Here is a 26,594-nt window from a genome sequence, read left to right on the forward strand (position 1 = left end):
TTATTCTCGGGTTCCGCTTTAGGTGCCTTATCATCGTCGATTTCACTGGACTTGAACGCTGGTCATGTCCCACTCTCTCTTGCGCTCACAGCTGGAATCTCTACAGCCATCACGATCATCTGTTCATTTCTTCTCGTTGTCTCCGATCACCCACACAACAAATTGAAATCGGCGATGCTTTTCATGCTGTCCTTCTTGCTTCTGAGCATTTTCGCTTCAGTTGGCTATGTGATTCTCCGACAGACAAATTGGCGGTTAAACACTTCGACGGATGACAACCGCAACAACCAAAATTAGTCATCGGCCGCACACCACCCGAAACTCAACTTGAGGTCCGATCGCATCCAATCCGGACATCCGATGCCATTTCATGACACATCTCGAAATGAGTTCGAGAGGCGTCCTTCTGAGACCGCTTTCTGACTGAATACTCAAGCGTGACCAGAAACGACGCATCGGACAGCTTTTGAAAACTCGAACGAGTTCCAACAAATCAAAGACCAACTCCGTGCAGTTTGTTGCGTGCTGCTCCTGCCGATCGACCACTTGTTTCCTAACATCGGCTCCCTTCGCACGAAGTCCGTATTGAACGAAATCTTTAACAGTCGGCTCAAGCTTTAGACCACAATTTCACTGCATCGCAATCATAACGCTAAACGCCAAGAGCGCCCCTGACCAAAGAAAGTTCCGAGATCGCTCGTCGGTACATTCCGAAACTCATCGTCTTCAAATTGGTTTTAAACAATGCGAAGTCTTCTAAGTCGCTCAACTTTGATGATACTCCCAATTGATTGGTTCGCGAAATCGCTTCCATTCAACTGGAATGCCCTCTAGACCTACACTTAATGCGATAATTCCTCCAACGATGGCACAGGTGGTGTCAATATCGCCTCCAACTCTTGCCGTCGTCCACAACGCTTCCTGAAAGTCATTCATATTGGCTGCCGCCATCCAAAGACAGAACGGCACAGTATCCTGTGCGCTGATGTCATATCCGCATCCCACTTGTGAGGCGATCGTATAAGCCCATGTATCGAGCGGGTAAGTCGCCACCCACTCCAATCTTCGACGGACTTCACTTTCGTCGAGATGGGATATCACCCAAGGAATCATTTCGGATGAGCGTTCACTCTTGTTCTGACTCGCCCATCCCGCAGCGAGTGCGACCGCGATTGCTCCAACTTGTCCTTCTGGATGAGCATGAGTCACCTCCGCCGAAAGTGCCGCTTCTTGAATCGTTCTTTCGGGATCATCAGCGTACCAGGCACCAAGAGGAGCGACTCGCATTGCCGCCCCATTTCCGAACGATCCACTCCCTCCAAACATTTCTTGGCTTAAGCTCCGCCAGTGGCCCCCCTCATCGATGTCCTCGAAAAGCTGACGTGCTCCCGCTCCATAACCGCGAGAGGGCTGCGCTCGAAAACGTGAAACAAGCTGTTCTACGAAGTAGTCTTGATCCACCGAATTCTCCGCCCGAAGAGTCTCAGTCAAAGCAATCGCCATTTCGGTATCATCAGTATAATTCCATGGTGGCGAAGGCGGACTATTTCGCTTTGCTTCTGCAGCGACATGAGGAAGAGAAAACTGCTGACCGTAAGCATCACCAATAGAAAGCCCCTCCAAAGATAAACACGCTCGCTGCAGACGATCAGAGGACATGGAACTTCCTCGTTGGTAGAAATGCTCGGAAACTCAATGTAAAAGAGGCCCGTTCAGTGTTTTCGACATGAACGGGCCTTAACAGATTCTAATTTGTTGCCTTCGAGCGGAGCAATCTGAATCGAGAACTCTTCAGTCCCTAAGAGTAATGATTTCGGTTCACACCATCAAAAGCAACCTTTCTTGAGACAGCACTTTCGGAAGCGTTTTCCAGAACCACACGGGCAGAGATCATTCCTTCCGAGTTTTTCTTCCAGCAATTTGCCGCCGTGGACAACCCGGACTCCACGCTTGACTTGTGTTTCAGACGGAAATCCTCGACGACGCTTACTCATCGTCTCGAAAAAATGGATGATCGTCGAATTGTTCATAGTTTGCATGTGACATGATGCACCTCCTCATCTGTTGATCTTGACGTTCATTCAGCAGACACTCGTCACGCGAAATGGTTCGCACGCCGAACGCCGAGTTGCAGATTAAGAAGAGATCTGGAAATTCCTGGGCCTTGGGCATTGAAACCATCCCTCAACCTACAGCAGCCACTTCTCACGCCAATGCTGGTGTTGGTACATCTTCCGGTTTATGCAAACTGACGACAGTAAGCACTGCGGCGGCGTTGAGCCAGTAGAACGCTGCGTCCACCCCAGTAAATCCGAGAAGAAGCGGAGCGAACAAGAATGTAACTCCGACGAGAGCGTCGACGACCAGATGAAACGAGTACGGCAGGATACGAAACAGACTGGTCTTGTGATCGGTCAGAATCGTGAGGAGTAGAGCAGCGACTCCAGTCCCGACCGAGAGCCACACAGCCAGTGGATTCGATTCTCCCAGTCCCAGTAGAAAAGGCATTCCGATCAGCGCCGCAGCAACAGGATAGTCTAGGTAAGCATGCATTGTCTTAGTAATAAATCGTGGATCCATTTTGATTCACCTGTGTAATTGATTGATGAGTTCCGTTGGAGATTGAGTGTGTGCTAGACGATTGAACGAGATTCCCAATATTGTTTGGCATTGGCGAGGCATGTGGCTTCGTCTTCCTTGTTCCAGAGCTCAAGAGCGTCCGTGTCGTCGTTCTTCAGGAACAGATGGAGTTTGCCATCGATGATTTTGAAGTGCGTCGGATCAGCTTCGAATTCCTTCTCGATGGACATCCCAAAAGCACACAACCCGTCAAAGGCCGGGATGTACTTCTCTGGATCCTTGTCAAACTCCTGCTTCGCTTCTTCATTGACTAAGTAGTAGACCTTTTCCAGGTAAGTCGAGGAGTATTCAGGATTGCCGGGCATCGGTTCGTTTAGGGCGAAGTAGGCAACCGGACAGTGCCCGCTCAGTTCAGGAACTTCAGACGTATTCATAGTTGATCCTTACAAGCTAATATGTTGTACATTTCGTTAAAGACTTACTTGGCGAGATCGGCTTTAGCGGCTCGGAGCACGGGATATGTGTCTGTGAATACGTAGTCCTCGTTGGCACCAGAGTGGCAAGAGTTGCATGATTCGGTTTTCATGCGGGCACCGGTCGGCTCGTAGTTTGGTGCTTCACCAAATCGGAAGAACGCCCAACCTCCCGGCTCATCCTCAAATCGTTTTCGGTCTTTCACCATCGCTTCGAGACTGATGAACTCCCCCTGAAAATATCCATTGCCACTATCCATCGATTTGCCCCCGACTGAGACAAGTTCTTTCAGGATCACCGTCCCATCTGAAAACATGCCAGACTTCTTATACGAGGCATAGCTGACGGGATCGATGTAGACATTGTGGAACTCTGGAAACGCAGCCATTCCATCGTTCATATCGTTCGGAGTGACAGGGGCTCCCATAAAAATCCATTCGCGATGATCACTTGGACGGATCAATTCCCCCTCGGCGTTGTATGCGGCAGCGTATCGTGTTGCTGCAGATTGTGGATCGGCTGCCTCCGCTTGGGTGGCGACTGTCGTTGCTGAGCCGCAACCGAGCGAGAACAAGGGCAGCGTGCAAATTACAACACGTGCTGCGAAATAGATTTTCTTCATCTCCGAGACCTCCATAGAACAACGTTTTTTGAACTGCTCCGCCACGGAACAGTTGGCATGAAGGTCGCTCATGCAACGAAAGTGCCAGAGAACTCTGGCGACACAATAAATTCACGCAAGTCATTACTCCAAAGATGGATACGAAACGCAGCCAGGAACTCGAGACTTCACACGCAATACGACATTTCACACAACGCCACGAAATATCGTAAGATCAGACAGAGGAGAACCTGCAATGAACAAGCTCACGACCACTGAACTTTCGGATGCGTCCATTGATACGGATGCAACGCTGCGGTCGATCATGGAAGGCACAGCCGGGGCCAGAGGAGACCACTTCTTCCGGTCGCTGGTTCAATACCTCGCCATTTCACTGAAGGTCAAATCTTCTTTCGTCGCCGAGTTCAGCGCGGATCGATCCCACGTCCAAACTCTCGCCGTTTGGGTGGGTGACAAACATGTCTCCAATTTCGATTTCGACATCGAAGGAACGCCCTGCAAACATGTCCTCTCCGGAGGCATCCAGCACTTCGCCGATGACGTCCAGAAGCTGTTCCCGACGAACGACCACCTTAGAGAACTGAACGCACACAGCTACCTTGCAATTCCACTGACAGATGACTCAGGTGAAGTCGTCGGACACCTGGCGGTTATCGACAACAAACCGCTCGATGCCGATGAACGAGAGCTCTCGATCTTTCATATCTTCGCCGCGAGAGCGACTGCCGAATTGGTCCGACGTCAAGCTGAACGCGAACTCGGTGACAGCCGTCAGCGAGAGCAACGATTGCGTGCCGAGCGCCAACGGATTGAAGCAGAGGTCGCTTACCTTCGCGAAGAGTTGCGGTCACGTTCCGACTTCTCAGAAATCGTTGGTGAGAGCGATGGTATTTGGAAAGTGCTGCGCAACATCGACATGGTAGCCCCAACCGACAGCACGGTCTTAATCCTGGGAGAAACAGGAACTGGTAAGGAACTCGTTGCCCGAGCGATTCACAAGAACAGTAAACGAAGCAACGGCTCATTCGTGCGGGTCAATTGCGCAGCCCTTCCGGAATCACTTCTGGAGAGTGAGCTATTCGGCCACGAACACGGAGCCTTCACCGGAGCGACTCAGCAAAGAGCCGGACGGTTCGAACTGGCAGATGGAGGAACAATTTTCCTGGACGAAATCGGCGAGATGCCACTGCCTGCACAGTCGCGACTGCTCAGAGTCTTGCAAGAACACGAGCTCGAACGAGTTGGTAGCAGCCAGACCATTCGTATCGACACCCGAGTGCTCGCTGCCACCAATCGCAACTTGCTCGACATGGTCGATGAAGGAACGTTTCGAGAGGACCTTTACTACCGGCTCAACGTCTTTCCGATTCAAGTCCCGCCACTCAGAGAACGAACGGAAGACATTCCAACTCTGGTTCGTTTCTTCCTCAAAAAGCACGCCGAACGTCTCGGGAAACGAATCGAGAAAGTCCCGAAATCGGTCCTTCAAGACTTGCAAGCTTACACGTGGACAGGAAACGTTCGGGAACTTGAGAATGTTATCGAGCGGGCGATGATCCTCACGTCCGGAGACACATTATTACTCCCCACAGGCGTCCTGCCGACCCGGAAGTCTAGATCTCCTCGCAATTCCATTCTTCGCCCCATGTCTGAAGTCGAAGAAGAACACATTCGCTCGGTATTAGAGCACACAAATGGTGTAATCGCTGGCCCTCAAGGAGCAGCGAAAATTCTTGACATCAATCCAAATACTTTAAGAAGCCGCATGGACAAACTCGGCATCAAAACAAGACGTTAGAATCTAAAACGTTCTCCTGAAACGAGCACCGTAAAAACTAGGCGACGCGGTACAGGATTCAATTCAACGATCGTTGGAACTCACTTCCGAGTTGATGTCTTTGCGATCGAGATTCTAAAAATGCATTCACGGGCTGGCGAACTCGTCGGATCACCAGCCCATGAAGCACCCGGAGGTTACGCCGCCACTGATTCGACTTTGGGGAAGTCGATTTTCGTCTGAGCGACGTTGTTGAAGAAGTTGGTCAAGACACTGAGACTGATATGGGCGACCACTTCTGCAATGTCTCCATCGGAATAACCTTCTTCACGAAACTGCTCGAGGTCATCGTCAGAGACTTGACCGTTTGTGTCGAGTACTCGCTTTACGAACCGCAAGAGCGCGTCCGGTTTCGATTCGCTGGCATTGCCAACGCGGGCTTCGGTGATCTCTTCTTGGCTCAGACCGATCATTTTCCCGATGGCAGAATGAGCTGCGAGGCAATAACCACAACCATTTTGCTCCGCCACAATCAGAGCGATCCGCTCCCGGTCTTTGGCGGAGAGAGTTCCGTGGCTCAAAGCTTCGTTCAAGCTTAGGTAGCCGCCCAATGCAGCAGCTGAGTGTCCGAGCGTCTGCATGAGATTCGGTACTCGGCCCAACTTGCTCTGGACCTGACCGAACAGTTCCTGGGTCTTTTCGTTTGCAGCTTCTGTAGAAACGGGATTGATACGCGACATTTCAGCTCTCCTTGGATAGGTGGTAGACAAACAGACTGTTCTGTCTGTTGGATCGAAAAATAGATATCTGTCAGTCAGGCAACACTTGGAATGCCATCGTGCTCGGCAGGACGCGGTTCGGACGCGGGCCAGTGAAACTTGCGCTCGCCTTCTTGAATTGGGACGTCGTTGATGCTTGCTTCTCGCCGGCGCATTAAGCCAGCATCGTCAAACTCCCAGAGTTCATTGCCGTAAGCTCTGAACCACTGTCCATCAGAATTGTGATACTCGTACTGAAAACGAACAGCGATGTGATGATCGCTGAAACTCCACAGTGATTTGACGAGTCGATAGTCGAGTTCCTTTCGCCATTTTTCACTCAGGAAGTTTCGAATTTCTTCCCTCCCTTGGAGGAACGTTCCCCGGTTCCGCCATTCTGAGTCCGGGGAGTAAGCCAGCGACACTCGTTCCGGGTCGCGGCTGTTCCAGGCATCCTCGGCAGCACGAACTTTCTTCGTGGCGGTTTCGAGAGTGAAGGGTGGTGTTGTAGCGGTCATCTTTCTTCCTTCTTGTTTGTTCATTGCTTTGAAACTGACAGAGGGTCTTGGAAACAGACCGAGGCATGGACTGATACTTTCGGGCGATTCAGCGTTTACTGACACAATTTCGAACCGCATCGCTCCGAACGTACCGGTCTGTCTAATCCAGGTAAAAAAATAATTCGGGCGTAGCTATCGCAAAAGATTCTTGCTGAGGAAATTTCGAATCAACTCGGCGATCCTGATTCCGTCCTCTTCGAGTGCGAAGTGACCCGTATCGAGCAAGTGAAAATCGACATTCTTTAAATCACGCTTGTAAGGATATGCTCCCGAAGCGGGAAAAATCGCATCATTCTCACCCCACACGATCAAAGTCGGCGGTTGGTGTTTACGAAGGTATGCCTGCCACTGAGGATAAAGCGGTGGATTGCTTCCGTAGCTGTGAAAGAGTGCGAGCTGGATCTCCTGGTTGCCTGGTCGATCCAAAAGTGGTTGAACGTGTCCCCACGTGTCGGGACTGATTGTTTCACGGTTTCTCACTCCATGCAAATACTGCCATTTCGTTGCCTCGAGCGTGAGCAAAGATCGAAGCTGATCCCCCTGGGCCTGTGTACCGTCTCGCCAGTACTGCTTAATCGGTTCCCAGAATTCGTTGTCAATGCCTTCGTCATAGGCATTGCCGTTCTGGACAATCAAGGTCTCAACACGTCCAGGGTTCTTGACAGCCAAGCGAAAACCGACGGGAGCACCATAGTCCATCAGATAGAGGGAATACCTATCGAGCCCAACCTTGTTCGTGAACTTCTCAACAACGTTCGCTAAGTTGTCGAACGTGTACTTAAAGTCGTCCACAGAGGGAGCTGAGCTGTTTCCGAATCCGGGGTAGTCGGGAGCGACAACATGATACTTGTCGGCCAGTTCCGGAATCAGGTTGCGAAACATGTGAGAAGATGTCGGGAATCCGTGCAACAATAAGACCGTTGGATCCTCTTTGCGTCCCGCCTCGCGATAAAAGATGTCGAGTCCATCGATCGCTACAGATCGATGCAGCACCTGTGACCTCGACGGCTGCTTATCCGAAGCAATGCTGCTCGAATCGAACGACAAAAGGACCACGAGAGTTAGCAATGCATCGGAATTTCTTAACTTGCTCATAGGTTAGTCTCCTAAACAGAACTGGATAAAATAGCAGTAAGATTCGTTCGAACAACTACTTGAGTTCGGACAGTCGTTGAACCGCCTCGCCGGTGCTCCACAAGTCGCTGGCAAGAAAACGGAAATTGGTAATGGCAGCTTCGTAGCCGTCATACTCGGGAAGCTGCGCTGCAGCTGTTGCATCGCCCACAACAGCCACTTCAAATCCCTGCTCGAGCAGTTCCCGCAGATGCGATTCGACACATAGATTGGCCGACATACCCGCAAGAATCACCTGTTCAATTCTCCGCTTCCGCAATTGAAGCAGGAGATCATTCGACTGTGGTCCGAAAACTTTGTGAGGGCTGCAGACGATGGTGGTTCCGTCATTAATGAATGGCTTGTACTGCTCAAGCCAATCGGCTCCCGATTCCTCCAACCCATCCGTGTCGAGCGGCCCTGGACGGTCGAACATCCTGATGTCATGCATCAGTTGCTCAAGTGCCCCTTCGAACTCCCACTCATGATCGTGCGGAAAGTAATAGTGCGGGCTGATGAACAGCGGAATTTCAAACTCCTTCGCTGTTGCCAGCAACTGACCGATATTCTCAACAGTGTGGTTTTCGGTCACGTTTTTCCCAACAACACCCCAAGTCACCCCATCCGGGCTCAGAAAGTCATTCTGTGGATCGGTGACGACGATTCCAACATGTCCCTTGCGAAGCTTGACGCCCGGCCTCGGCAGAGCAGCGTCAGGTCTGCGAGTGCTCCCATAGACAATCGTAGACGACATGTCGCTTTGTTGAGTATCAGACATAAACAGTCTCCTCGAGTAAGAGTAGAAGAATTGTGAACAGAACGGTCTGTCCAGTTCCGGCGAAATAAAAGGACTTAGGCCTTACGCCTAGTTCGTCACATCAGCGACTAACGCGAACGCAGCTGTCTTCGCCACGTCAGCCGACTTCGGTGATTGTTCCATCACTGCTGTAACGATAGCTCCCTCCACCATCAAACAGATGGCCGGCGTCACCGTTGCAGCCACTTGCGTTCCGGCGGTCTCGATGACAATTTCTTTCAACATTTCATGAAACCTCTCTTTGTGCTCAGCCGAGAACTCTGAAGCTGGATGACTGGCATCTGCCAGTTCAATGCGTGCGTTAATGAATGAACAACCTCGAAACCCCGAACTCTTGAACCAGTCCTTGAGGGCAGCGAAGAACGCTTCCAGCTTATCCATCCCCTTCCGGTGATGACGCTCGATCGACTTTTCGAACGTCGCGTCGAATTGAGTTTCTCGGTACTTCAGGACGGCAAGGATCAAATCGTCTTTGGAGGCAAAATGGTTGTAGAGCGTCATTTTTGCAACGCTCGCCTCAGCGATGATCCGATCAATGCCCACCGCACGAACCCCCTCGGCATAGAAGAGTCGCTCGGCGGTCTCCACGATCCGCTGTCGTGCGTCAGATTTTTTCGCTCGCGTATTGCTCATGACAACAATGTACAGACCTGTCTGTTTTCGACAAGCCCAAAAAACAGCTTCTTTGATCTTTTTTCGCAACCAATCCACAGCCACTCCCAAAGCCCCTCAGAGCAAGCAATCCATTAACCCCCGCTTCATTAGCTCAAGACCACCCAAAATCCCCGTACGATCGAACCGTAATCAACAAGCGATCGCAAAACGCGGAATCTGCCGCAACCCCGAGAAAAAAGGCACCGTGCGAAAACCACAAGGTGCCTTGATAGTAGAGGATAGGGGACTCGAATTGCTTTGCGCGAACGACCGCCGTGAAAGCACTTCGGACTCGGCTACTGATCCTTCTAGAAAGAGTGATGCTGCCATTGGTGCTATTGAAAGTTTGTTGTGCAAGTTTCCTGAACTCAGGAGGATTGTCGATGCTTGGGAAGCACTCTCACCGGAAACTCGTTCGAAAATTGTGAACTCCGTCGACTCTGTTTGACCATGGCTAAGCTAATTTCGGTCTTCACCAAAGGCAAAGACAGTCGTCCTTGCGATTGTCCGAAACCCAATTGGACCTCAGTATTTGTCCGCTGAGAGACCGCCCATATACCTCTTCTGGATCCTCGATTCACCAAGTGTCCGAAACAGAATCGACTGTGGACGGACACCAGGTATCCTCGATCAAAACCTTCATCCGCAACATTCGGTGGTTCGTATTGTTCTTGCCATCTCCTGAAACCCTTGAAAACCGCCTTCTCCGGTCGGATCAACTGCCCGCATCGGTCTCATCGACATGTAAATGAGACACCAACTCTCGAAGCCAATCAGACGAACCCTTCGAAGTTGATGGATCTCTGGTCGGTGCGCGTTACCAATCCGTGGAAGAGATAGCTTCCGACAAAGAGACGTTCGATACGGAAATAACATCCTGCACCTCTGCCATTAATTTGTCGTCTCCGCCCTGTTTTGCGGGTGTTCAGCTCGATGCTTTTGCGATGTATTCCATTGTCCGCATGTGAACCCGAATAGGGTGGTTTTCTATCGCATCTCGACCAACTCACCTGCGACGCGTTCATCAGATCTCAAACTCCCAGTTTGTGGAGCATTGACCAGCCTCATCGTCTTGTCAGAAAATTTTTCGGATTGCACCGCGACACAGTGACTCTTGGTTGTCATTCCGCTTCGAGTTCGGCTGGATTTTCATTTTTTCACTACATGGCACTTTGGAGATGCCGAATGTGAATTGTCTGCCTCTCGATGAAGAATTTTAGCAGAAGGACTCCCACCAGAGAGTGAAAGAATCGCTGGCAGTCCTTCTCATGGTAGACAAACGAAAGTCTTTCAGCGGACAGAAATCCCTGACCGATAGTGCTCGAAAGGATTCGCTCATCAATTTTGGCACTGACGTCGATCAGCACCTCATCGGCAAACAACCCGTCGGCTTAAGTTGACACACCTGGACGGCCGCGCCCCAGCCACCAATCGTTGATGAGTTCCTACTGCCCTTCAGTCAGTCCAAATCATCGAACGTTCGTTCCTCCCTCTGGAAACTCCACGATGCTCATTTCTTGTGATTTCGAAGCAAACTCGCAATGCACACCTTCGATGCCGCCCCCGGGGGAGGGGGAGTGCCCCCCTTTCTCGATCTCGTTTGAATAATGTAGGTACCCTACGTGGAATTTTTCTGAAAATTTCGAGGCTCACAAAGTTGCCCAATAGCTTCAAACTCGTCAGTCAGAAGATGGGCGTCCTCTCTCTGAAACGGACCTACCTGCACAGGTTCCTGCAGGACGTTCTACCATTCGATACACCTTTCGGAGCACGTCTGCACGAGTGACGAAGAAAGTCTCACTCGTCAATTCAAACTTTCTCTCCGTCGAAAGAGTTGCTCTCTCCCCCACAGTGCTAAGTGTGATCAAATTTCATCTGACATCGAAGTTCCAGTGAATTGAATTCTACCCTGATGTTGTATCTCCCGACTTCTTGGAAACAGTGAAACTCCGAGACAGAAGGACTTCCATTCCTCGTGACAGGTTATTAGGGCGACTTTCACAGAATCCATCGCGATAGGAAGAAGCTCCATTACGTGGATGTCCATGCACTGACTGTAAGATTGGCAGGACGACATCCAAGACTCCTCGGTACAATGTGTTACAAGCCTGATCCGCTTTGGCTGGCTTACCAAGTACGCCGGATGGACTTCTCAACTCGACCATGGAGCGCCGAAAACTTGGCTCGAGATACTGGCTCTACGAGATACCACTTGCGGTTTGTCACGCTTCATTCAAGTCGATCCTCGAGCTGCTGGTTCCTGATGGTAGAGCGCAGCTTGAAGTCACCATTGATTGAACCAAGCTACTTCTGGCATTTGCCGAGGTTGAAGATATCACATCCTGAGCCGAGATTTTGAATGCTCAATGCGTCGCCTGATAAACTAATATTCTTTCATGGGTTTATCTGGAACGCCAAATAGTCCTCAGAATGTCCAACCGGACTCATCGCGATCACAAGTTGCTTCGTAACTCCGATCATCTCCAGAGTCCTCTAATAAAGAACTGAGTGGAAGACTGTGTTCACGAGAGTTTAGGATGCGACCTCCGCATTCATCTTATGCAAGGGAGAAACATTGGACATTGATGCAATCACTGCCATTTACTTTGAAGCAGACCGAGAGTCGGTTCACCGGCGCTACCTTCAGCTATTTGGACGAGTCGATCCTGACAACGTGGACACAGACACTGATCGCTCTCCGCAAATTGTGAGCGAAGTGAATGCGTCTGAAGACCAAGATTCAATCAATCCGAAAATGAAAAACGGCAAGTCTTCAGACGAAGTATGGCTGGACCGCGAGTTTCGAAACACAGTCAACGATTGGAGATTCAGTGACTACGTCTCGAAGCCGCTCCTTGAGAAGTGGGATCACAGCACTCTTGAGAACAAGGCTGTCGTGGACGAGTGTTTCATGACACTGCTGCAACCGAACTTCCGATCCGATGAGTGTGTGGAAATTCTTGTCCAGTTTTATGGCGTACCGGTTGCATCTCGGATGCTGCACGCACTCTACCCCGAGAGGTTTTTCCCCGTCGATCCTGAGATTTCCTACCTCAAGTTGTGAAGAATTTTAGACTTGCTCAAAATCAATCTCGACATTCCTGGAGACCCAACGAGCCACGAAGCGTACCACTGCCTCAATCACTCTATTCTCAAATGGAGCGATGAGCGTTCCTTTGAACCCTGGCAGATTTGGGCAATTGTCTATGACCTCGGAATCAGGCTTGCTGGCATACAAACTAAGCAGGTTCTTGAACAATCGCGACGTGTCTGGATCATTGCAACTGACCCTAGAGTCAACTCATTTCAGGAGATCGACCAGCACGGTGAGGATTCTGTGGGTACCTGGGCAATCAACCGACAAGCCAAAGTCGGTGACCTCGCGATGATGTATTGCGTGAGCCCGCGATCAGCGCTCGTTGGAGTTTACAGAGTTCTTGAAGACGCACACCGTGATCCATTTGGAGGCTGGAATGGGATTCGAGCGGAGATCGGTGAGAAACTCGCTCTGCCGTGGATCAAAATTCGCGAATTGAAGTCGGATTCGGTCATGAAAGACTGGCGATTGGTTCGGTCGAACTTCCAAGGTCTGCTCAATCACGAAGTACCTCAGGAGTACTGGGACAGGATCAAACAGATGGTCGCAGCAAAGGATCCAGCGGCAGGCGAACGATTAGAGCGACTTGGTGCGGCAGCAACCAGCATTCGTCAGATCAAGACGTCAGAAGATGTCTGGTCGGAAGCAGAGGTCGAAGAAAAGTTGATCATTCCGATCATGTCACAGCTTGGTTGGACATCTGGGAAAACGCTCGTGCAGCAGGTTCCGATGCAAATCAAAGTCGGTTCCGGTCGGCCCCAGAAAGTTCGAGCGGATTTCGTGGGATACAAGAGTGATCTCACAACTGATGCAATCTTCGTCATCGAAGCGAAACGCAAGATTCGCAACAAGAGGGAACTCGACTCTGCACAACAACAGGCAGAATCCTATGCCGGACATCTGCGATGTCCACGTTACGCAGTTATCTCCCCGGAGGGTATCTGGATCTACAACCTTTCGTTTCCCGGTCAAAGCAAGCCCACTATCGACATAAAACTCGACCCTCATGATCTCGGCGGTGCTGTTCAAAGGCTCAAAAGCACGCTTAGTTTTGAAACCTGCCGAGAATACAAACAAGAGATTGAGTCCAGATCAACCTAACCCCTCCTCCAAATCATCCAAAGCAACATCTCAGACTGCTTACCTTGAGACCGGAGGTCCTCAAGAAGTCGGAAACACGAAACAGCTGGCTTTTCTCGATGAGTTTCAGTCGCCGGTGCTGTCGGAAGGCATTATCGCTTAGAGCGTGTGGCGACTCTTCGATAAGAAGTGAAGACCAACCCGGAGAGTAGGCACAGCAATCCTGATGACGGTTCCGGACTCTGATGCACATCTGAGTTCGGTCGAGGAAACCCGGGGGGCTTGTCAAACTCGACGATAAATCCGTCGACTGGCCCCGAAACGTCCCCGGAGTCATTCCAACTCCAATTCGGCCCCGAACCAAAATCTCGCCGCCAAACGTGCACAAAGTCTTCGTTACCAAGATTATTTGGCTCCGGCCCTGCCCAATCACTAAAAGGAGCCGGCTCACCAGTCGTCCACTGAAAATCTCCTTCGGAAAGCACGTCTGTCAGACCAATCCAAGCACGAATGCCGTCGACAAACGGAAATAGCCCTCCGGGAGCGTTCGGATCTCCAATCAGACTTCCAAACGTCGTCTCGACGAATGCATTTTCTGCAGCACTGGTGATTGAGACTAAATGCCCGTGAGATCCGCGGTAGCGCAATTGTGAAGCGAGAGCATCTGCTTCTGTCCATGTGATGTCTTCGCTGAAGTAGAGCCCGTAGTAATGACCGTTGCCACCATCACGCACCTGCCATCTCATCGGGTCCACAAGGAAGTCAGCCTGTACTGTGTTGCCGAGAAGTGTGAGTGTGAAGAAGAACAAATATGGCGATCGATATTTCATGATTTTTGCCCTTGCAAAGAGTTGGGTTTTCTAACATGCATCACGTTCTGATGCTTAGTAGGGGAGCGGAAAGCTTCGTCAAAGTCACCGACACTTCTCAACTTCGCCTGATGCCACAGTTGCGAAGGCCGAGTCACAAGACATGGTCGAGATGATGACTGCTCTCATGGCTCTCTCTTTTGGGTAGAAGTATGAGATTCGCTTTTAACGGTTGAAGTCATCTAATCAACCGGCTGAAGCTTCCTCCGACCTACAAGCAGGTCGGAGGAAGGGGGGGCACAATCGTCTACCACCGTCGGGAGCCTCCGCGATACCAGCGTGGAAGAGGTTTAAGGAAAGCTCGAAAGTCTTTCTCCAAGTCGTATAGTTCGGCTCCATACGATCTGAGATTGAGTAGCGCTGGCGACAGTTCTTCGTGGAAGCCGACAATCGACACTTTTCCGTCGAATTTCAAAATCGTTTGCAGAATTGGTGCGTAGACGTGGTCGTGGGAGACGACGACCACTCTCGGTCGCGATCCTTCTCGGGCCAAGTCACAGACACGATCGAGTTCGCCCAGGATGAAATCATCAACCGGATCGGAGTTGTGCCCCAACAATAAATCCGGATAACGCCTCTCCAGGCGGAATTGTGCAGAGCGGAGAAAACGATAGAACTTGTACGCTCTCTCATTGGAGTGTGTTCCATCAATCACGAACATCGGAGGGACTTGAATTCCCAAGATCCGCTGGAGGCACTCACGGACGACGTCCCATTGCGGGCGATCCTCCGAAATAGGTTGCCGCTGGAGAATCTGGCCAAGGACACCATCGATATTTGGACCGTCAATGAGAGCGATGTCACAGTTCGCAGATTTCAGTGAAACCATTTGACCTTACCTTTCAGAACGAATTGGCGTTAGTGACGTTCACGAGTGCCTCAAACCAATGTCGAAACATCAAACTCGAGACGCCTCTCATCATGCCCGAGGCTCAAGAATTGTCAACCCAAAAACAAAACATAAACCCTTTACAGCAAAGGACTTATGAACCTGACTTGACCTAATTCTTGACCTAACTTAACCCCCCTGGGAAGGGGAGCTATCGTTCTTGAAAATGTGGCACGCCAGCTGACCAGCCCAACTCGACGATCGACATGTCACAAAGCACTAGACACCAACCTGTTGTGGCAATTCAGTGACTTGTTGTCGACGGTCTCAAATGAATTGACATCGATCGACTTCTGATCTTTGGTCGGCCAGCTCTGCTGAGGGTTCCCGTCGAGGGTGCTCGGAAGTCGTGACTCGAAAATATTTCAGAAAAATTTTGCAAGCATCCAACTCCAGCACATTCGAATGGGATCGAAATGGTCTTGCTTGGCTTCAGTCGAGCATTGGAAGTCCCCTCCTAACGGCTCTACAGATTGTTCATTCTTGCCCATTTGATGTCTTCCAGTCGTACTTCGGATGCGATTCTCAACTAAGTGGTGCACGGACGTGGACCGACTCCGCTATCGATCTCGTTGAATGGTGAAAAGCTGACCGTTTCTCTAGGCTGAATGCATCAAAATCGTGTAATACAATCAGCAGTCTTTTCGGGTGTTGGGCGGATGCAGACCAAACCGCGGTACCTCACGAAATCGAAATTCCGACTCGGGATGCAGTGTCCGACGAAGCTCTTTTTTCACGGCAAGGACAGCATTTACTCCTGCTCAAGTCTGGACGACTCATTTCTCGAGGCGCTGGCTGAAGGGGGTTTTCAAGTCGGTGAACTGGCAAAGCAGTACTTTCCAGAAGGAGTGACTGTCGAAACTCTTGATCATGAACGGGCACTGTTAGAAACGAATCAACTCCTGATGTCTGGGGACGTCACGATCTTCGAAGCAGCTGTTCGCTCAGAGACACTGTTTGCCCGAGTCGATATCCTGGTGCGGACCGATGACGAACTTCACGTTATTGAGGTCAAATCCAAGTCGCACGATTCTAGAAACGAAGACGGTATCGTAGGTCGTCGAGGTCAGATACTTGCACAATGGAAACCGTACCTTTGGGACGTCGCCTTTCAAAAAGAGGTCTTAGCGAGAGCGTTCCCAGATTTCACAATACGTACGTCTCTCATGGTCGTCGACAAAGCTGCAACGTGCCCCTCCGATGGTTTGAACCAAAAATTCCAGATCACCCGTGACAGTAGCGGTCGAATGCGAGTGGTCCTCGGAAAACCGCTCACTGAGAGAGAACGCAATCACCGACTGTTGTTTCAGATTTCCGTCGACGAATTGTGCGAACTGATCTACCAAGAGTCTCTGGGAGAATCCGTCGGACCGAACACGTTTCAAGAGCGCATTGACTGGCTCGCCTATCAATACAGAAACGATATTCGGACCGAGACGCCGATCGGAAGTCGGTGCAGCAACTGTGAATTCGTAGCCACAGCCGACGAACGCACGAATGGCTTACTCAGTGGATTTCATGAGTGCTGGCGACTCAGCCAAGATGCATCGGATCAAGCTAATAATTCTCCGACTGTTCTCTCTCTGTGGAACTTTCGTGGAAAAGATCGTCTGATCGAGACGGGACAGTTATCACTCTCCGATCTTTCGGAAGATGATATCAATCCAACTCCAAGTACAGCACCAGGTCTGTCAACGACTGAACGTCAGTGGCTTCAGGTCAAGAAAGCACAGGCTCGGGACACCTCAATCTGGATAGACCATGATGGGCTGCGGCGTGAAATGGAACATTGGACCTTTCCGTTACACATGATTGATTTCGAAACGTCTCGGGTCGCAATTCCGTTTCACCGGGGACATCGCCCTTACGCCCTGCTCGCTTTTCAATTCTCTCATCACATCATTTCGCAGGATCGGAACGTCAAACACGTTGGAGAGTTCTTGAGTGTCGAGCCGGGCAAGTTTCCGAACTACGAATTTGTCCGGGCACTCAAGAGCGACCTCGAGAACGATGATGGATCGATCTTCTGCTATTCCCATCACGAAACGACCTGTCTCGCTGAAATCGCCCGCCAACTCAATCGTGATAATCGTCCGCCTGATGACAAAGTTGAGTTGCTGGATTTCATTCAATCTATTTCTCGTGGCCCCGAGGGAACTTCCGAAAATCCGAACGGTCATCGGTCGATGGTCGATCTTCTGGAACTGGTTAAGCGGTACTACTACGCTCCCGAAACCAATGGGTCTAATTCGCTTAAGGCTGTGTTGCCTGCCACTCTGAATGCTTCACCATTCCTCAAAGCCAAATACTCGCAGCCCGTGTACGGCGCATCCAACGGAATCCCCAGTAAAAACTTTCGGGACATGGTCTGGATCCAATTCAGTGATTCAAAAGTCATCGACCCTTACCAGCAGCTCCCAAACTTGTTTGACGACATTCCAAACGAAGAGTTTCACCGACTCAATCCTTCAGGAAAGCTGGATGATGGTGGTGCCGCCATGATTGCATACGCACGAATGCAATTTGAAGATATGGACCCGAGGGAACGAACTGCCCTCCAAAGCGGACTCCTCCGTTATTGTGAGCTTGATACCCTGGCAATGGTGATGTTGTATGAAGCTTGGGCAGACTGGCTCGCGTGAGCATTTGAAAAGATGAGTGAGCGTCCAATCTGACTGGTAGTGATTCCATCAAGAGTCTGAAAAGCGTTCATTTCCGAAGACTTCCGCAGCCAATCTCTGTACACCCTGAAAGTCCTGCAGCAACACTTTTCTTCGATCGTTCAGCCAATTCCGTGATCGCTCGATGAGTATTTTTCGAGTCTCTAGATCTAGATCCAGCGAATCTTTAGAGACAATTCCAACGCCAGGATCAAAGTCCGATTTCAAGCCATTGCAAGACACACAAGCCAAGGCGAAATTCGCATAGTTGGTCCCCGTCTGCATATATCCGTATTTCTGCGGTCCGCCGATTTTCGTGTATCGACTCCGGGGTAGGATATGGTCAAAATTCCAGAAACCATGGTAGGCACTCAGACTGCTCAACAAATCGAAGTGACAATACTCGCAACGATATTCAGCTCGAGCGAAGACGATGTGATAGACAGGTTGGTACCAGTACCCAATCTTCGATGTTCTGAGTTTGTTCTGAAAGTTGATAATTTTCCGGTCATCCATTTTGTCGCCCCAATTCTCGGCAAATGGACCTCAACTCAAGTTTGCGCTTAGGTCCACTTGCCGTGCGCTTGCCGCTTTTGTCAGCAGGCGCTCGATGTACGTTTTCTTGTCTTCCTTCTGGAATAGAACGTGGGAATTCGTGAACTGCTCTTTCGTCAGGTCATCCGTCCACCAGCGGACTTGCTGAAAAGGTGTATTTGAGATGATGAACGAGTTCAGGATCACGTTGGGATCGCCGAGACGATCCTCCAGTTCCTTGATCGTCCGATAGAAGCGAATCTTGGGATCGTCCGGGCCTTCAAGATTTCGGATGCCCTTGGGATCAACGAACGTGACGTATTGCTTACCGTCCACGAGCAGCCAGAGAAGGAAGTCCGGGTAGAAGTTCCCGGCCTCGAAGAAGCCGATGCCTCGGCCACGGCTCATGTTGCGGAGCAGGTAGAGTTCCCGGTCATCGAAGAACGAGTTGTTGTCGTCATAGAAATTGCGAAGATCGGTGACGAACTCCTTTTCGCCCTCGTTGAGTGAGACCGGACTGACATCCACGAAGTCGCTCTTGACGTGCAGGAGCGGCTGGTAGAGATGTTGGCCGAACGAATACGCCATGCACGATCCGAACGGCCAGTCCTTTAGCACCCCGGCATCGAGATCGCTCTGAATACCCTTGAGTTGATCGACGATCTGATCCTGCGATTCGTCAATCAGCAGCCGGTATTCAACCTGAAGGTTAGGGTCGTCCTCGGTCAGAGTGTGGTATTCGTAGAAGTCCGACTCCCACTCCTGTTTCTTGTTTTTGTAGTAGCGGTCGGCGTATTTCTTGAGCAGGGCGACGGCGATCTCCTGCCAGCGTCGTACCCGGTCGAACTGCGTGAACTCCAATTCCTCGGGCGGGATGAAGAGCTTGTACCACCGGGCGTCAAGCAGAAGTGGAATGATGCTATCCCGGTTCAGGTTCAGGTTGTACCACGACCGCTCGTTCTTGAAGTGCTGTAGCTCAAACCAGATAGCGTCGATGTCCATGAAGGCGAGATGATGCTTCTCCAGCTTACCTTCGTGCTTCACCGCCGAGTCTTCGGTCTTGGCTACGCCTTTGCTCTGCTGAGCCTGAATCTTGGGATACCAGTTCAGTGAAATCGGATGACGCAGAAGTCGGTCTGGTGGTTCAGCGAGTGTCGGCTTCGGGCCGTGCAGCTTGAAGTCTTTGCCTTCCTCGATGCGGACGCTGGTGAGCTTCTTCCCATTGAGGTTCTTGACGACCGGCAGGATGAACTCGATCCGCTCTTCATTGCCGGGAAGACCTTCTTCTTCGAGGTACTCCTTGAACTGCCGCATGTAGTCGGCCCGGATACCAAAGATGTTCAGCGTTTCCAGCAGATGAATACGATCAGGCCGACTGACACCTTCAAGTTGGCTACTGCGTTTCAAGGTCATGCCGTGGCCTTTGAGACGCACACCACGACCGAACAACTGGATGATCTCTGAGCCTTCGGTGCGACCAATGTTCATGAGGCCCATCGTGCTGACTCGCCAACTGTTCCACCCTTCAGTGAACTTCTTCGATCCGATCAGCACGTTGACCGTCGAGTCGTCTTCATTGAGACCTCGGAAGAGCGAACCTGAGAACTCCTTCTCGTCCACGTTCAACAGGTCATGCTCGTCGCAGAGTTTGCACAAGTTAGAGGCATCACCGACGTTGATGAGGCCGAAGGGTTCGTTCTCACCGAGTCGTAGGGCGATTTCACCGTCCGTGCCTTTCAGATTCTCGACATGCAGGGCAGCTTGCGTGGACGAGTTGAACAACACCTTCAGGATGTCGTTGTAAATCTCCTCAGCGGACATTCCAGAAGAGATCAGGTGTGGAAAAGCGGTGGCGAAGATTTCGTTGCCACGCTGGTCAAGTAGACCGGGCCTGCCGCTCAGCAATCGCTCCAGCAGGGTGATCGAATCTCGCTTTTCCTTCACGAACTCGGCCAGCGTCAGCAGGATATCCACCACATCAGACACCTTGCGCTTGTTCTCTGATCGCACGGCATTCACGCTACCGCCGACGAAAACCCACAGCGGTTTCTCCAGCAAGAAGGGGCGGAACGTGTTCGGGTTGTCGGCGTAGAGCTTTTGCTGCTGGTAGAAGGCAACGAGGCAGGCCGTCAGGTACAGGTTGCGGCGTTCCTCGTCGGAGTCGTCGGCGAGGTTCAGGATGCGGTAGTCCTTCCCGAATCCGTCCCGGTAGAAATACTTGTACGAGTAGTCGAACAGGATGTTCTTGGCGTAGATCGGTTCGAGTCCCTTCTTCCCCTTCATCGCCTGCCCGAACGTGGCGGAATACTCGAAGGAGAAACCGTTCTCGCAGAGCCGGTTGCGGGCGCTCATCCATGCCCCTTCGACGCTCGCACTGGCACCACGATGTCCTTCATCGACCAGCACAAGGTTGTTCCCCTCGAAGGCGTCGATGGCGACCGTCTTCTGGCCCATCTCTTCTTTGAGCTTGGTGACTTCGATGATCTCGACCGACCGGCCCGAGAACAACGACCGAGACTCTTTCGAGAACAGGTCGGCGTCCATGCCCGAGGCGTGGAACTCTTCGAGGTGTTGTTTTGACAAGCCCTCGTTGGGCGTCAGCAGGATGATCCGGTTGAGTCCCTTCTCTTTGTCGTGCAGTTTCAGGTAATGCTGGTACTGAAGGATGTTGACGTGCATCAGCAGCGTCTTGCCGCTGCCGGTGGCATTCCAGAATGCCAACTTTCGCAAGTCATTTGCTTCGTAAGCTGGTAGCTGTTCCTTTGTGGCCACTTTTCCATGAACACCGCCCTCATTGAACTTGGCGACATGTTGATTCAGGTCGGCCAGCAGCTTGTCAGGGTCACGGAAGAAACGATCGAGATAGACTTCGGTGAATAGCAGCGACAGATATTGGAAATACTTCCACTTCAGCGGATCGGCTCGATTCTCGCTGAGCGTCAGCGTGTGCTTGACGATGTTCTGGTCGTAGCCGAGTAGCGTGTCGCCGGGAAACTCTTCGTAGTCCCAAAGCAGCTTCAACTCTTTGTGGAACGTGTGGACGTTATTCTCGTCCAATCCCTCAAGATGGAGAGGCTTCAATCGCTCGGCGAGCGTGTCGAAGTCGCTGACATCGAACAGAGACAGCATCCACTGATTCAGGACGAGTTTCTCGTCGAATCGCAGCGGTGGTGTTTCGTTTTTCTTGGCTCGTTTCTTGGCCATCACAAGCCCCCTGCATCCAGTTGTTCCAAGCGAGTGAGCCAATTCCCGAAGTGCTGGCACTTTTCTCTGAGTGTTGGCAATCCGATATCTTCGGCGAGCAGCGGGCCAGCAACATTCTCGTCGTATCCCGGAACATGCTGGCCGATACGGTACTTCGGGTGCGAGTGCTGGCCGTGATTGATGTCTTCTGGTGTGTTGAAGGCATCGCATTCCTGACACAACGCCTGCAACTCTGCACTGGGAACATCGTACAGAGTCGTAATACGGGGAGGATCGACAAGTACCAGCGCCTCGTATTCATGGACTTGAAGATAAGGAATAAAACGATCGTCACCAATTTCGTCCGCCAAGGATAGCTCAAGTGCTTCTGCCTGTTCGCCGCCAGTGAACTTTGCCATTGCTTCGTCGTAACCGGGGAAATCGTTCGGCAGCGAATATAAGTCCACCATCATGGTGAATCGTGCTTCAGGTGACTGATCTTCCTTGAGCCACGTTCGCATGTCTGCAAAAGCGTGCCCAAAGGTGTGCAGCAATCCACCTTGGGGAATCCTGCCACGTCGCCTTCGATGCAGTCCAGTGAATCGTGGATGAGTGAGAAACACGTTAAAATTTGCCAAGTGTGGAATCAGCACGCTTGTTGCGAACGCTGCCTCTGTCTGCCCTTCCACTGTCATGTAGAGTCGCTTCATTAGTACGGGCCTCCACCAATGACATTCTTCTCCCAGATTTCACCAAGCGTGTAGTCTGCACGCCATGCTTCAAGATCAGCAGCGTTCAACCGCTTGAATTCAGAAACCCCATCGGAACAATTAACGACCACGACGTTCTCCGGCTCAAAATGGTCCAGCAAGATTGACGATTGTGTTGCAAACAACAATTGCGAGTTCACGCTCGCCGCCTGTGCCATCCCCGACAGCACCTCAAGCGCTGATGGATGCAAACCGAGTTCAGGTTCATCCAGTGCAATCAGCAGCGGAAGGTTGTCACTTGGTTGCAGGAGCAAAGTTGCCAACGCAATGAATCTCAGTGAACCATCGGAAAGTTGATGTGGGCCAAACTCATAGTCTCTTCCTTTGTGAGTCCAATTCAGCAGAATCTGCTTCTCATTCAGCTTGCTGGGTTCAAGCACAAAACCATCAAAGTCGGGCACCATTTGTCGCACTGTACCGGTGATCCTGCGAAACGCCGTTGGTTGCTTCTCTCGGAACAGATACAGCATCGCCGCCAGATTACCTGCTTCGGGTTGCAGGAATCGATTCGCTTCGATGTAACACGGTTGTCGGGCACCACTATTTTCAGAGGTGTCATGAAAGTGAAACAAGCGACACGAACGAAGCAGATGCAGGCACACTCTGGCAGTCTGGTTGCCATCGTCTGCCGTTTTCATCAGGTTCGATTCCGAGTGACCAGCGCCAAGTTCAACAACCACGGGTGTCGTGCCGCCGGTTCGGTGAAACGTCACACGTTCGTCGGTGAAGATCAGTGTGCCACCTGACGCTGCTGCCCAACGAACGAAATAGACGGTATCGCCTGTATCGGTTTGGAATGTGAGTTCCATTTCAGCAATCGGTGTCTGCTTTGTCCCGTAATGCAGCAGGCTGTCGGAAAACCCATTCAAGCCAACATAGTTCCGAAATCCCGGAGTGTTGGCGAACATAGCGTTCAGCATCCTGAAGAGTGACAGCAAGTTTGACTTCCCGGCCCCGTTCGCTCCAATGACAACCGTGAGCGGCGTCAAATCAATGGTTTGATCCTTAATTGACTTCCAGCCCTTGAGGCGTATTTGTTTGAGCATTTGCATGAATGGTCTCACTGAAAACTGAACACTGCAAACCGAAAACTAGATGTCAGAGACGTCAAACATGAGGCGTCCGAACTCTTCTTCGATGAGGCGGACTTTCCATGTCTGGTCGCCACGTCGGAGGTTTTCGAGGTTATTATCGCCGTTGGCGTAAATCAGGTCGTACTCCTGATCCTTGGTGTTGTAATCCTGTTTCTTGAACCACTCGTCGAGGGCATCGTTGTCGATCTCGTCGAGGTTGCGCCACAGAACAAGTGCCCGGTCGCCTTCCGGGTTCGTGCCTTCGACGACACGCACGCCCCGGATCACGTCGATATGCTTGACGCTCAGGCCCAAGAGCCAGTTGAAGGTTTCGACCAGATCGACGTTGACCAGTTGGGTCTCGCCGTTGCGTTCGACTCGGAGTTTGTACTCGTCCGGGTTGCGGAAGGACTCGACATTCAGGAGTGACTGGCTGCCACGACTCTCCACGTCGAGCATGTACGAGAGGATGTACTGTTCACGGAGATCATCGTCCTCTTCAAGCAGTGATGACTGCTGATTGGTTCGGCTCATTTCAAGGCTATTTAGCGCATCGTCGTATGATTCCATCCGAAGGACAGAAATCGCCCCTCCTCCCTTCCATGCGAATGCTTTGCTGACTCCACGCTGCTCGCCGAAAAGGACGTGCTTCAATCGGCCAACAGTCTTGTCCGAAAAGTAGTCCGCACAATCAACCGCCAACCACCTCCGCCGCATCTTCTGAGCGACTGCCGCCGCCGTGCCAGAACCACAGAAGAAATCTAATACAACATCATCCTCATCGGTTGCCATTTCGATCAGACGGCCAACGAGCGCTTCTGGCTTCTTTCCTTTTTTTAGACTCACTCCCCCTTCGTTGTGTAAATCATTGGGCAGCACATCTACCCAGATGTCCGATGCCTTCTCGACAGTAACTCTCCGGTCTCCAATCTGCTTAAGTTTGTTCTTGTAGAACAAGACTCTTTGACCATTCAGTAAGTAAACATCGGGAAACTCTTCACGGCAATGAAGAACCACTTCGTCAGGCTGAGACCGTGACGCTTTCACTGCTTCTTGGAAATCCTGCCCCACACCAGAAATGTTGACATCGGCGAGCCTGACGACGCTCTCACCATGCTCTCCAACAAACTGAACAACCACACTTTCAAGATCGTCCCCAAACTTGTCTTTCAGTTTGTCTCTCTTCACCCCGTGGAATCTTGCCACTTCTTCCAGGAGAGGACAGAAGGTCCATTTGGCTTGTTCTTCGTCAACATTCTGAATGAACATTCCATACCGGGGGTCTCGATCCCGTTCCGAGTACACGTTGTTTCCGATCCACGCAGAGCGATTCTTTGCAAAAAACAACACATACTCCGAAATGTTTACGACGCCCGGATTGATTGCCTTGTGCCCTGTGACGCTTCCACGCTTGATTGTGATGACGGAAATAAGGTTATCTCGACCGAATACCTCATCCAAAAGTGTTCGCAGTGTGCCAAGTTCTTCGTGATCGATGCTGATAGCAATGCTGCCATTGTCAGCGAGCAATTTGCGGGAGAGTTCAAGCCGGTCTCGCAGGAGCGAAATCCAGCTTGAGTGTTGGTAATTATCTTTGTACAGAAAGCTGTCATCGCCCGTGTTGTATGGCGGGTCGATATATATGAACTGTACCTGCGAGTGGTAGCGCTGACGCATCTGAATCAAAGCATGGAAATTCTCGGAGTGTATCAATGCCCCGTTTATACATTGCATGTCGTCAATGTTACGAAGCAAGTCGTGGTAAAAGCTCGCTGAGAAATGTTGCGTGTCTATCGAAAGGTGTGGATGTGCTTTGAGAAAGCTCGTTTGTAGTGGCTCAGAAAACCCCGGCTGGTTGAGGTCTTTTTCGATCTTGTCGATAGCGAACAGCCGCACCCATTCTTCCCTCTGGGCATCGTTGGCGGCGATCTCCGGGTAAAGCTCCTCGGGCACCCGGTCGAGCGTAATGCAGTAGTTCGTCTCGACCACGAACTTCTTCTTGAGCCACAGCTTCTTCTGGAAGTTCTCCAGTTGTTCGAGGAACTGGATGATCTTGTGGGCGATCTTGCGGATCACCTTGATCTTGCTGAGGTACTGCTCGACTCGGGGCACGGTGTCGTGTTCGATGTCGTCGAGGTGCATCACCTCGTTCTTGATGTAGAAGTCGAGTTCCCTGCGCAGGAAGCCGCCCAAGTCCTTGTGGATGAAGTAGTCGAACGTGTTCCGAGCCGTGTACTGCGTGAGATGCTTCTCCAGCACCGTCCGCTTGGGGTTCGCCTTCGTGGGGGCAGGCTTGGACAACTCCTGAGTCCACTCCTCGAAGCCTTCGGACTTGAGGACTCGCTCGATGGCCTCCTGATTCAGAGCATCCTGTTTCTTCTTGCCGTTGTCGGACTTGTACTCGAACCGGATGTAGAGTTCGCCGTTCTCTTCGTAGATCGGGTCTTCTTCGCAGATGACGAAACGACGTTCCTTACCTGTCTGCTCTTTTTTGTTGTCCTGCTCCGACGAGGCGGCGACCAGATGCACACGCACCCGCTTACCCGAGGGCATGGTGAAGATGTAGTCACGAAAGTATTCGCTGCTCTTGACGTAATACTGGTCGTGGTTGGCCCAGTGCAGCTTGACCTCTTCGCCCTCATAAGGAATTGCGTAGACGCCTTCCTTGTACCGCCGCAGGGAGATGAAGTCGCCCTCGTGATAGTAGCGGCGGAAGAAGTTGAACAGGTGGCTGAAGACCTCGTTCTCCAGCGCCGTGACATCGACGCTGGAGTCGGCCATCTGTTGCTTGATCTCTTGGACTTTGGGCGACTCGTCGGGATTCATCCCGGCACCCTCGATCTGAGTGACCAACTTGTCGAGTTCCTTCTGAAGTGTGGCTTTGTCTGCCGACTGGTAGTGGCTGAACGCTTCTTTGACCTGCGGCAGCAAGTCCTTCTCCAGAAAGCGGACCACCTCGTCTCGCTTCTGGTTCATGATCCGGTAGATGCCGAAGTCCAGATCGGCCTGATCCAACTGGAACAGTTCCTCAAGGAGCTTCTGAAGTTTTTCAAAGTTGTTCATGCTGATTCAAGGAATTCCGTG

21 protein-coding genes are annotated in these 26,594 nt (G+C 51.3%); 4 read left to right on the forward strand and 17 right to left on the reverse strand.

What is annotated here, in order from left to right; translation table 11 throughout:
* Nucleotides 1-765: 765 nt before the first annotated feature.
* From AB1L42_RS22855 to AB1L42_RS22875, 5 genes are all read right to left on the reverse strand, one after another.
* Complete coding sequence (locus tag AB1L42_RS22855) at nucleotides 766-1,659, reverse strand: ADP-ribosylglycohydrolase family protein (protein WP_367062175.1); 894 nt, start codon at nucleotides 1,657-1,659, stop codon at nucleotides 766-768.
* A gap of 167 nt (nucleotides 1,660-1,826) precedes the next feature.
* Entirely contained in the window at nucleotides 1,827-2,039 is a 213-nt protein-coding gene (locus tag AB1L42_RS22860; protein WP_367062180.1) for an SEC-C metal-binding domain-containing protein, read from the reverse strand.
* A gap of 166 nt (nucleotides 2,040-2,205) precedes the next feature.
* Complete coding sequence (locus AB1L42_RS22865) at nucleotides 2,206-2,580, reverse strand: hypothetical protein (protein ID WP_367062183.1); 375 nt, start codon at nucleotides 2,578-2,580, stop codon at nucleotides 2,206-2,208.
* 53 nt (nucleotides 2,581-2,633) lie between these two features.
* Nucleotides 2,634-3,014 carry a YHS domain-containing (seleno)protein gene (locus AB1L42_RS22870; RefSeq protein WP_367062186.1) on the reverse strand — a complete coding sequence of 127 codons (381 nt, stop codon included), beginning with the start codon at nucleotides 3,012-3,014 and terminating at the stop codon, nucleotides 2,634-2,636.
* A gap of 44 nt (nucleotides 3,015-3,058) precedes the next feature.
* Complete coding sequence (locus AB1L42_RS22875; protein WP_367062189.1) at nucleotides 3,059-3,676, reverse strand: cytochrome P460 family protein; 618 nt, start codon at nucleotides 3,674-3,676, stop codon at nucleotides 3,059-3,061.
* A 235-nt stretch (nucleotides 3,677-3,911) separates the two neighbouring features.
* Here AB1L42_RS22875 and AB1L42_RS22880 point away from each other — a divergent pair, with 235 nt between their 5' ends.
* Entirely contained in the window at nucleotides 3,912-5,474 is a 1,563-nt protein-coding gene (locus AB1L42_RS22880) for a sigma 54-interacting transcriptional regulator (protein WP_367062192.1), read from the forward strand.
* Between the two features lie 176 nt (nucleotides 5,475-5,650).
* Here the strand turns inward: AB1L42_RS22880 and AB1L42_RS22885 are convergent, their stop codons facing one another.
* The 5 genes from AB1L42_RS22885 to AB1L42_RS22905 form a co-directional block, all read right to left on the reverse strand.
* Complete coding sequence (locus tag AB1L42_RS22885; RefSeq protein WP_367062195.1) at nucleotides 5,651-6,193, reverse strand: carboxymuconolactone decarboxylase family protein; 543 nt, start codon at nucleotides 6,191-6,193, stop codon at nucleotides 5,651-5,653.
* A 74-nt stretch (nucleotides 6,194-6,267) separates the two neighbouring features.
* Entirely contained in the window at nucleotides 6,268-6,729 is a 462-nt protein-coding gene (locus AB1L42_RS22890; protein WP_367062198.1) for a nuclear transport factor 2 family protein, read from the reverse strand.
* Between the two features lie 174 nt (nucleotides 6,730-6,903).
* On the reverse strand, nucleotides 6,904-7,866 hold the full coding sequence (locus AB1L42_RS22895) for an alpha/beta hydrolase (protein WP_367062201.1): 963 nt from the start codon (nucleotides 7,864-7,866) through the stop codon (nucleotides 6,904-6,906).
* Nucleotides 7,867-7,921: 55 nt separating this feature from the next.
* Complete coding sequence (locus AB1L42_RS22900) at nucleotides 7,922-8,662, reverse strand: cysteine hydrolase (RefSeq protein WP_367062204.1); 741 nt, start codon at nucleotides 8,660-8,662, stop codon at nucleotides 7,922-7,924.
* 87 nt (nucleotides 8,663-8,749) lie between these two features.
* Nucleotides 8,750-9,334, reverse strand: coding sequence for a TetR/AcrR family transcriptional regulator (locus AB1L42_RS22905; RefSeq protein WP_367062207.1), 585 nt, complete (start codon nucleotides 9,332-9,334; stop codon nucleotides 8,750-8,752).
* A gap of 2,596 nt (nucleotides 9,335-11,930) precedes the next feature.
* Between AB1L42_RS22905 and AB1L42_RS22910 the strand changes: the two genes are divergently transcribed.
* Both AB1L42_RS22910 and AB1L42_RS22915 read left to right on the forward strand, forming a co-directional pair.
* Nucleotides 11,931-12,419 carry a hypothetical protein gene (locus AB1L42_RS22910; RefSeq protein WP_367062210.1) on the forward strand — a complete coding sequence of 163 codons (489 nt, stop codon included), beginning with the start codon at nucleotides 11,931-11,933 and terminating at the stop codon, nucleotides 12,417-12,419.
* Between the two features lie 12 nt (nucleotides 12,420-12,431).
* A complete protein-coding gene (locus AB1L42_RS22915; protein ID WP_367062213.1) occupies nucleotides 12,432-13,553 on the forward strand; it encodes an EVE domain-containing protein in 1,122 nt (373 codons plus the stop codon).
* A gap of 131 nt (nucleotides 13,554-13,684) precedes the next feature.
* Here the strand turns inward: AB1L42_RS22915 and AB1L42_RS22920 are convergent, their stop codons facing one another.
* Together AB1L42_RS22920 and AB1L42_RS22925 are read right to left on the reverse strand one after the other, a co-directional pair.
* Nucleotides 13,685-14,362 carry a lectin-like protein gene (locus AB1L42_RS22920; protein WP_367062216.1) on the reverse strand — a complete coding sequence of 226 codons (678 nt, stop codon included), beginning with the start codon at nucleotides 14,360-14,362 and terminating at the stop codon, nucleotides 13,685-13,687.
* 286 nt (nucleotides 14,363-14,648) lie between these two features.
* Complete coding sequence (locus AB1L42_RS22925; RefSeq protein WP_367062219.1) at nucleotides 14,649-15,230, reverse strand: hypothetical protein; 582 nt, start codon at nucleotides 15,228-15,230, stop codon at nucleotides 14,649-14,651.
* 719 nt (nucleotides 15,231-15,949) lie between these two features.
* Between AB1L42_RS22925 and AB1L42_RS22930 the strand changes: the two genes are divergently transcribed.
* Nucleotides 15,950-17,932, forward strand: a complete 1,983-nt coding sequence (locus AB1L42_RS22930) for a DUF2779 domain-containing protein (protein WP_367062222.1) — start codon at nucleotides 15,950-15,952, stop codon at nucleotides 17,930-17,932.
* Nucleotides 17,933-17,980: 48 nt separating this feature from the next.
* Here the strand turns inward: AB1L42_RS22930 and AB1L42_RS22935 are convergent, their stop codons facing one another.
* The 5 genes from AB1L42_RS22935 to AB1L42_RS22955 are packed head-to-tail and all read right to left on the reverse strand — an operon-like array spanning nucleotide 17,981 to nucleotide 26,573.
* Nucleotides 17,981-18,466, reverse strand: coding sequence for a hypothetical protein (locus AB1L42_RS22935; RefSeq protein ID WP_367062225.1), 486 nt, complete (start codon nucleotides 18,464-18,466; stop codon nucleotides 17,981-17,983).
* 30 nt (nucleotides 18,467-18,496) lie between these two features.
* Nucleotides 18,497-21,688: a DEAD/DEAH box helicase family protein gene (locus AB1L42_RS22940; RefSeq protein WP_367062228.1), complete on the reverse strand. Its 3,192-nt coding sequence runs from the start codon at nucleotides 21,686-21,688 to the stop codon at nucleotides 18,497-18,499.
* The gene (locus AB1L42_RS22945) at nucleotides 21,688-22,377 is read right to left on the reverse strand and encodes a DUF4276 family protein (protein ID WP_367062231.1); all 690 of its coding nucleotides are present in this window, start codon (nucleotides 22,375-22,377) and stop codon (nucleotides 21,688-21,690) included. Before AB1L42_RS22945 ends, AB1L42_RS22940 begins: the two co-directional genes overlap by 1 nt.
* Entirely contained in the window at nucleotides 22,377-23,489 is a 1,113-nt protein-coding gene (locus AB1L42_RS22950; RefSeq protein WP_367062234.1) for an AAA family ATPase, read from the reverse strand. The genes AB1L42_RS22945 and AB1L42_RS22950 overlap by 1 nt, the downstream gene beginning before the upstream one ends.
* 39 nt (nucleotides 23,490-23,528) lie before the next feature.
* Nucleotides 23,529-26,573, reverse strand: coding sequence for a site-specific DNA-methyltransferase (locus tag AB1L42_RS22955; RefSeq protein ID WP_367062237.1), 3,045 nt, complete (start codon nucleotides 26,571-26,573; stop codon nucleotides 23,529-23,531).
* Nucleotides 26,574-26,594: the final 21 nt, after the last annotated feature.

The organism is Thalassoglobus sp. JC818, assembly GCF_040717535.1.
Taxonomy (GTDB): Bacteria; Planctomycetota; Planctomycetia; order Planctomycetales; family Planctomycetaceae; genus Thalassoglobus.

Excerpts from the sequence above, each read along its gene's own strand:
- AB1L42_RS22855 (WP_367062175.1), bottom strand. The coding sequence starts at position 1,659 with ATGTCCTCTGATCGTCTGCAGCGAGCGTGTTTATCTTTGGAGGGGCTT.
- AB1L42_RS22860 (WP_367062180.1), bottom strand. The coding sequence starts at position 2,039 with ATGCAAACTATGAACAATTCGACGATCATCCATTTTTTCGAGACGATG.
- AB1L42_RS22865 (WP_367062183.1), bottom strand. The coding sequence starts at position 2,580 with ATGGATCCACGATTTATTACTAAGACAATGCATGCTTACCTAGACTAT.
- AB1L42_RS22870 (WP_367062186.1), bottom strand. The coding sequence starts at position 3,014 with ATGAATACGTCTGAAGTTCCTGAACTGAGCGGGCACTGTCCGGTTGCC.
- AB1L42_RS22875 (WP_367062189.1), bottom strand. The coding sequence starts at position 3,676 with ATGAAGAAAATCTATTTCGCAGCACGTGTTGTAATTTGCACGCTGCCC.
- AB1L42_RS22880 (WP_367062192.1), top strand. The coding sequence starts at position 3,912 with ATGAACAAGCTCACGACCACTGAACTTTCGGATGCGTCCATTGATACG.
- AB1L42_RS22885 (WP_367062195.1), bottom strand. The coding sequence starts at position 6,193 with ATGTCGCGTATCAATCCCGTTTCTACAGAAGCTGCAAACGAAAAGACC.
- AB1L42_RS22890 (WP_367062198.1), bottom strand. The coding sequence starts at position 6,729 with ATGACCGCTACAACACCACCCTTCACTCTCGAAACCGCCACGAAGAAA.
- AB1L42_RS22895 (WP_367062201.1), bottom strand. The coding sequence starts at position 7,866 with ATGAGCAAGTTAAGAAATTCCGATGCATTGCTAACTCTCGTGGTCCTT.
- AB1L42_RS22900 (WP_367062204.1), bottom strand. The coding sequence starts at position 8,662 with ATGTCTGATACTCAACAAAGCGACATGTCGTCTACGATTGTCTATGGG.
- AB1L42_RS22905 (WP_367062207.1), bottom strand. The coding sequence starts at position 9,334 with ATGAGCAATACGCGAGCGAAAAAATCTGACGCACGACAGCGGATCGTG.
- AB1L42_RS22920 (WP_367062216.1), bottom strand. The coding sequence starts at position 14,362 with ATGAAATATCGATCGCCATATTTGTTCTTCTTCACACTCACACTTCTC.
- AB1L42_RS22925 (WP_367062219.1), bottom strand. The coding sequence starts at position 15,230 with ATGGTTTCACTGAAATCTGCGAACTGTGACATCGCTCTCATTGACGGT.
- AB1L42_RS22930 (WP_367062222.1), top strand. The coding sequence starts at position 15,950 with ATGCAGACCAAACCGCGGTACCTCACGAAATCGAAATTCCGACTCGGG.
- AB1L42_RS22935 (WP_367062225.1), bottom strand. The coding sequence starts at position 18,466 with ATGGATGACCGGAAAATTATCAACTTTCAGAACAAACTCAGAACATCG.
- AB1L42_RS22940 (WP_367062228.1), bottom strand. The coding sequence starts at position 21,688 with ATGGCCAAGAAACGAGCCAAGAAAAACGAAACACCACCGCTGCGATTC.
- AB1L42_RS22945 (WP_367062231.1), bottom strand. The coding sequence starts at position 22,377 with ATGAAGCGACTCTACATGACAGTGGAAGGGCAGACAGAGGCAGCGTTC.
- AB1L42_RS22950 (WP_367062234.1), bottom strand. The coding sequence starts at position 23,489 with ATGCAAATGCTCAAACAAATACGCCTCAAGGGCTGGAAGTCAATTAAG.
- AB1L42_RS22955 (WP_367062237.1), bottom strand. The coding sequence starts at position 26,573 with ATGAACAACTTTGAAAAACTTCAGAAGCTCCTTGAGGAACTGTTCCAG.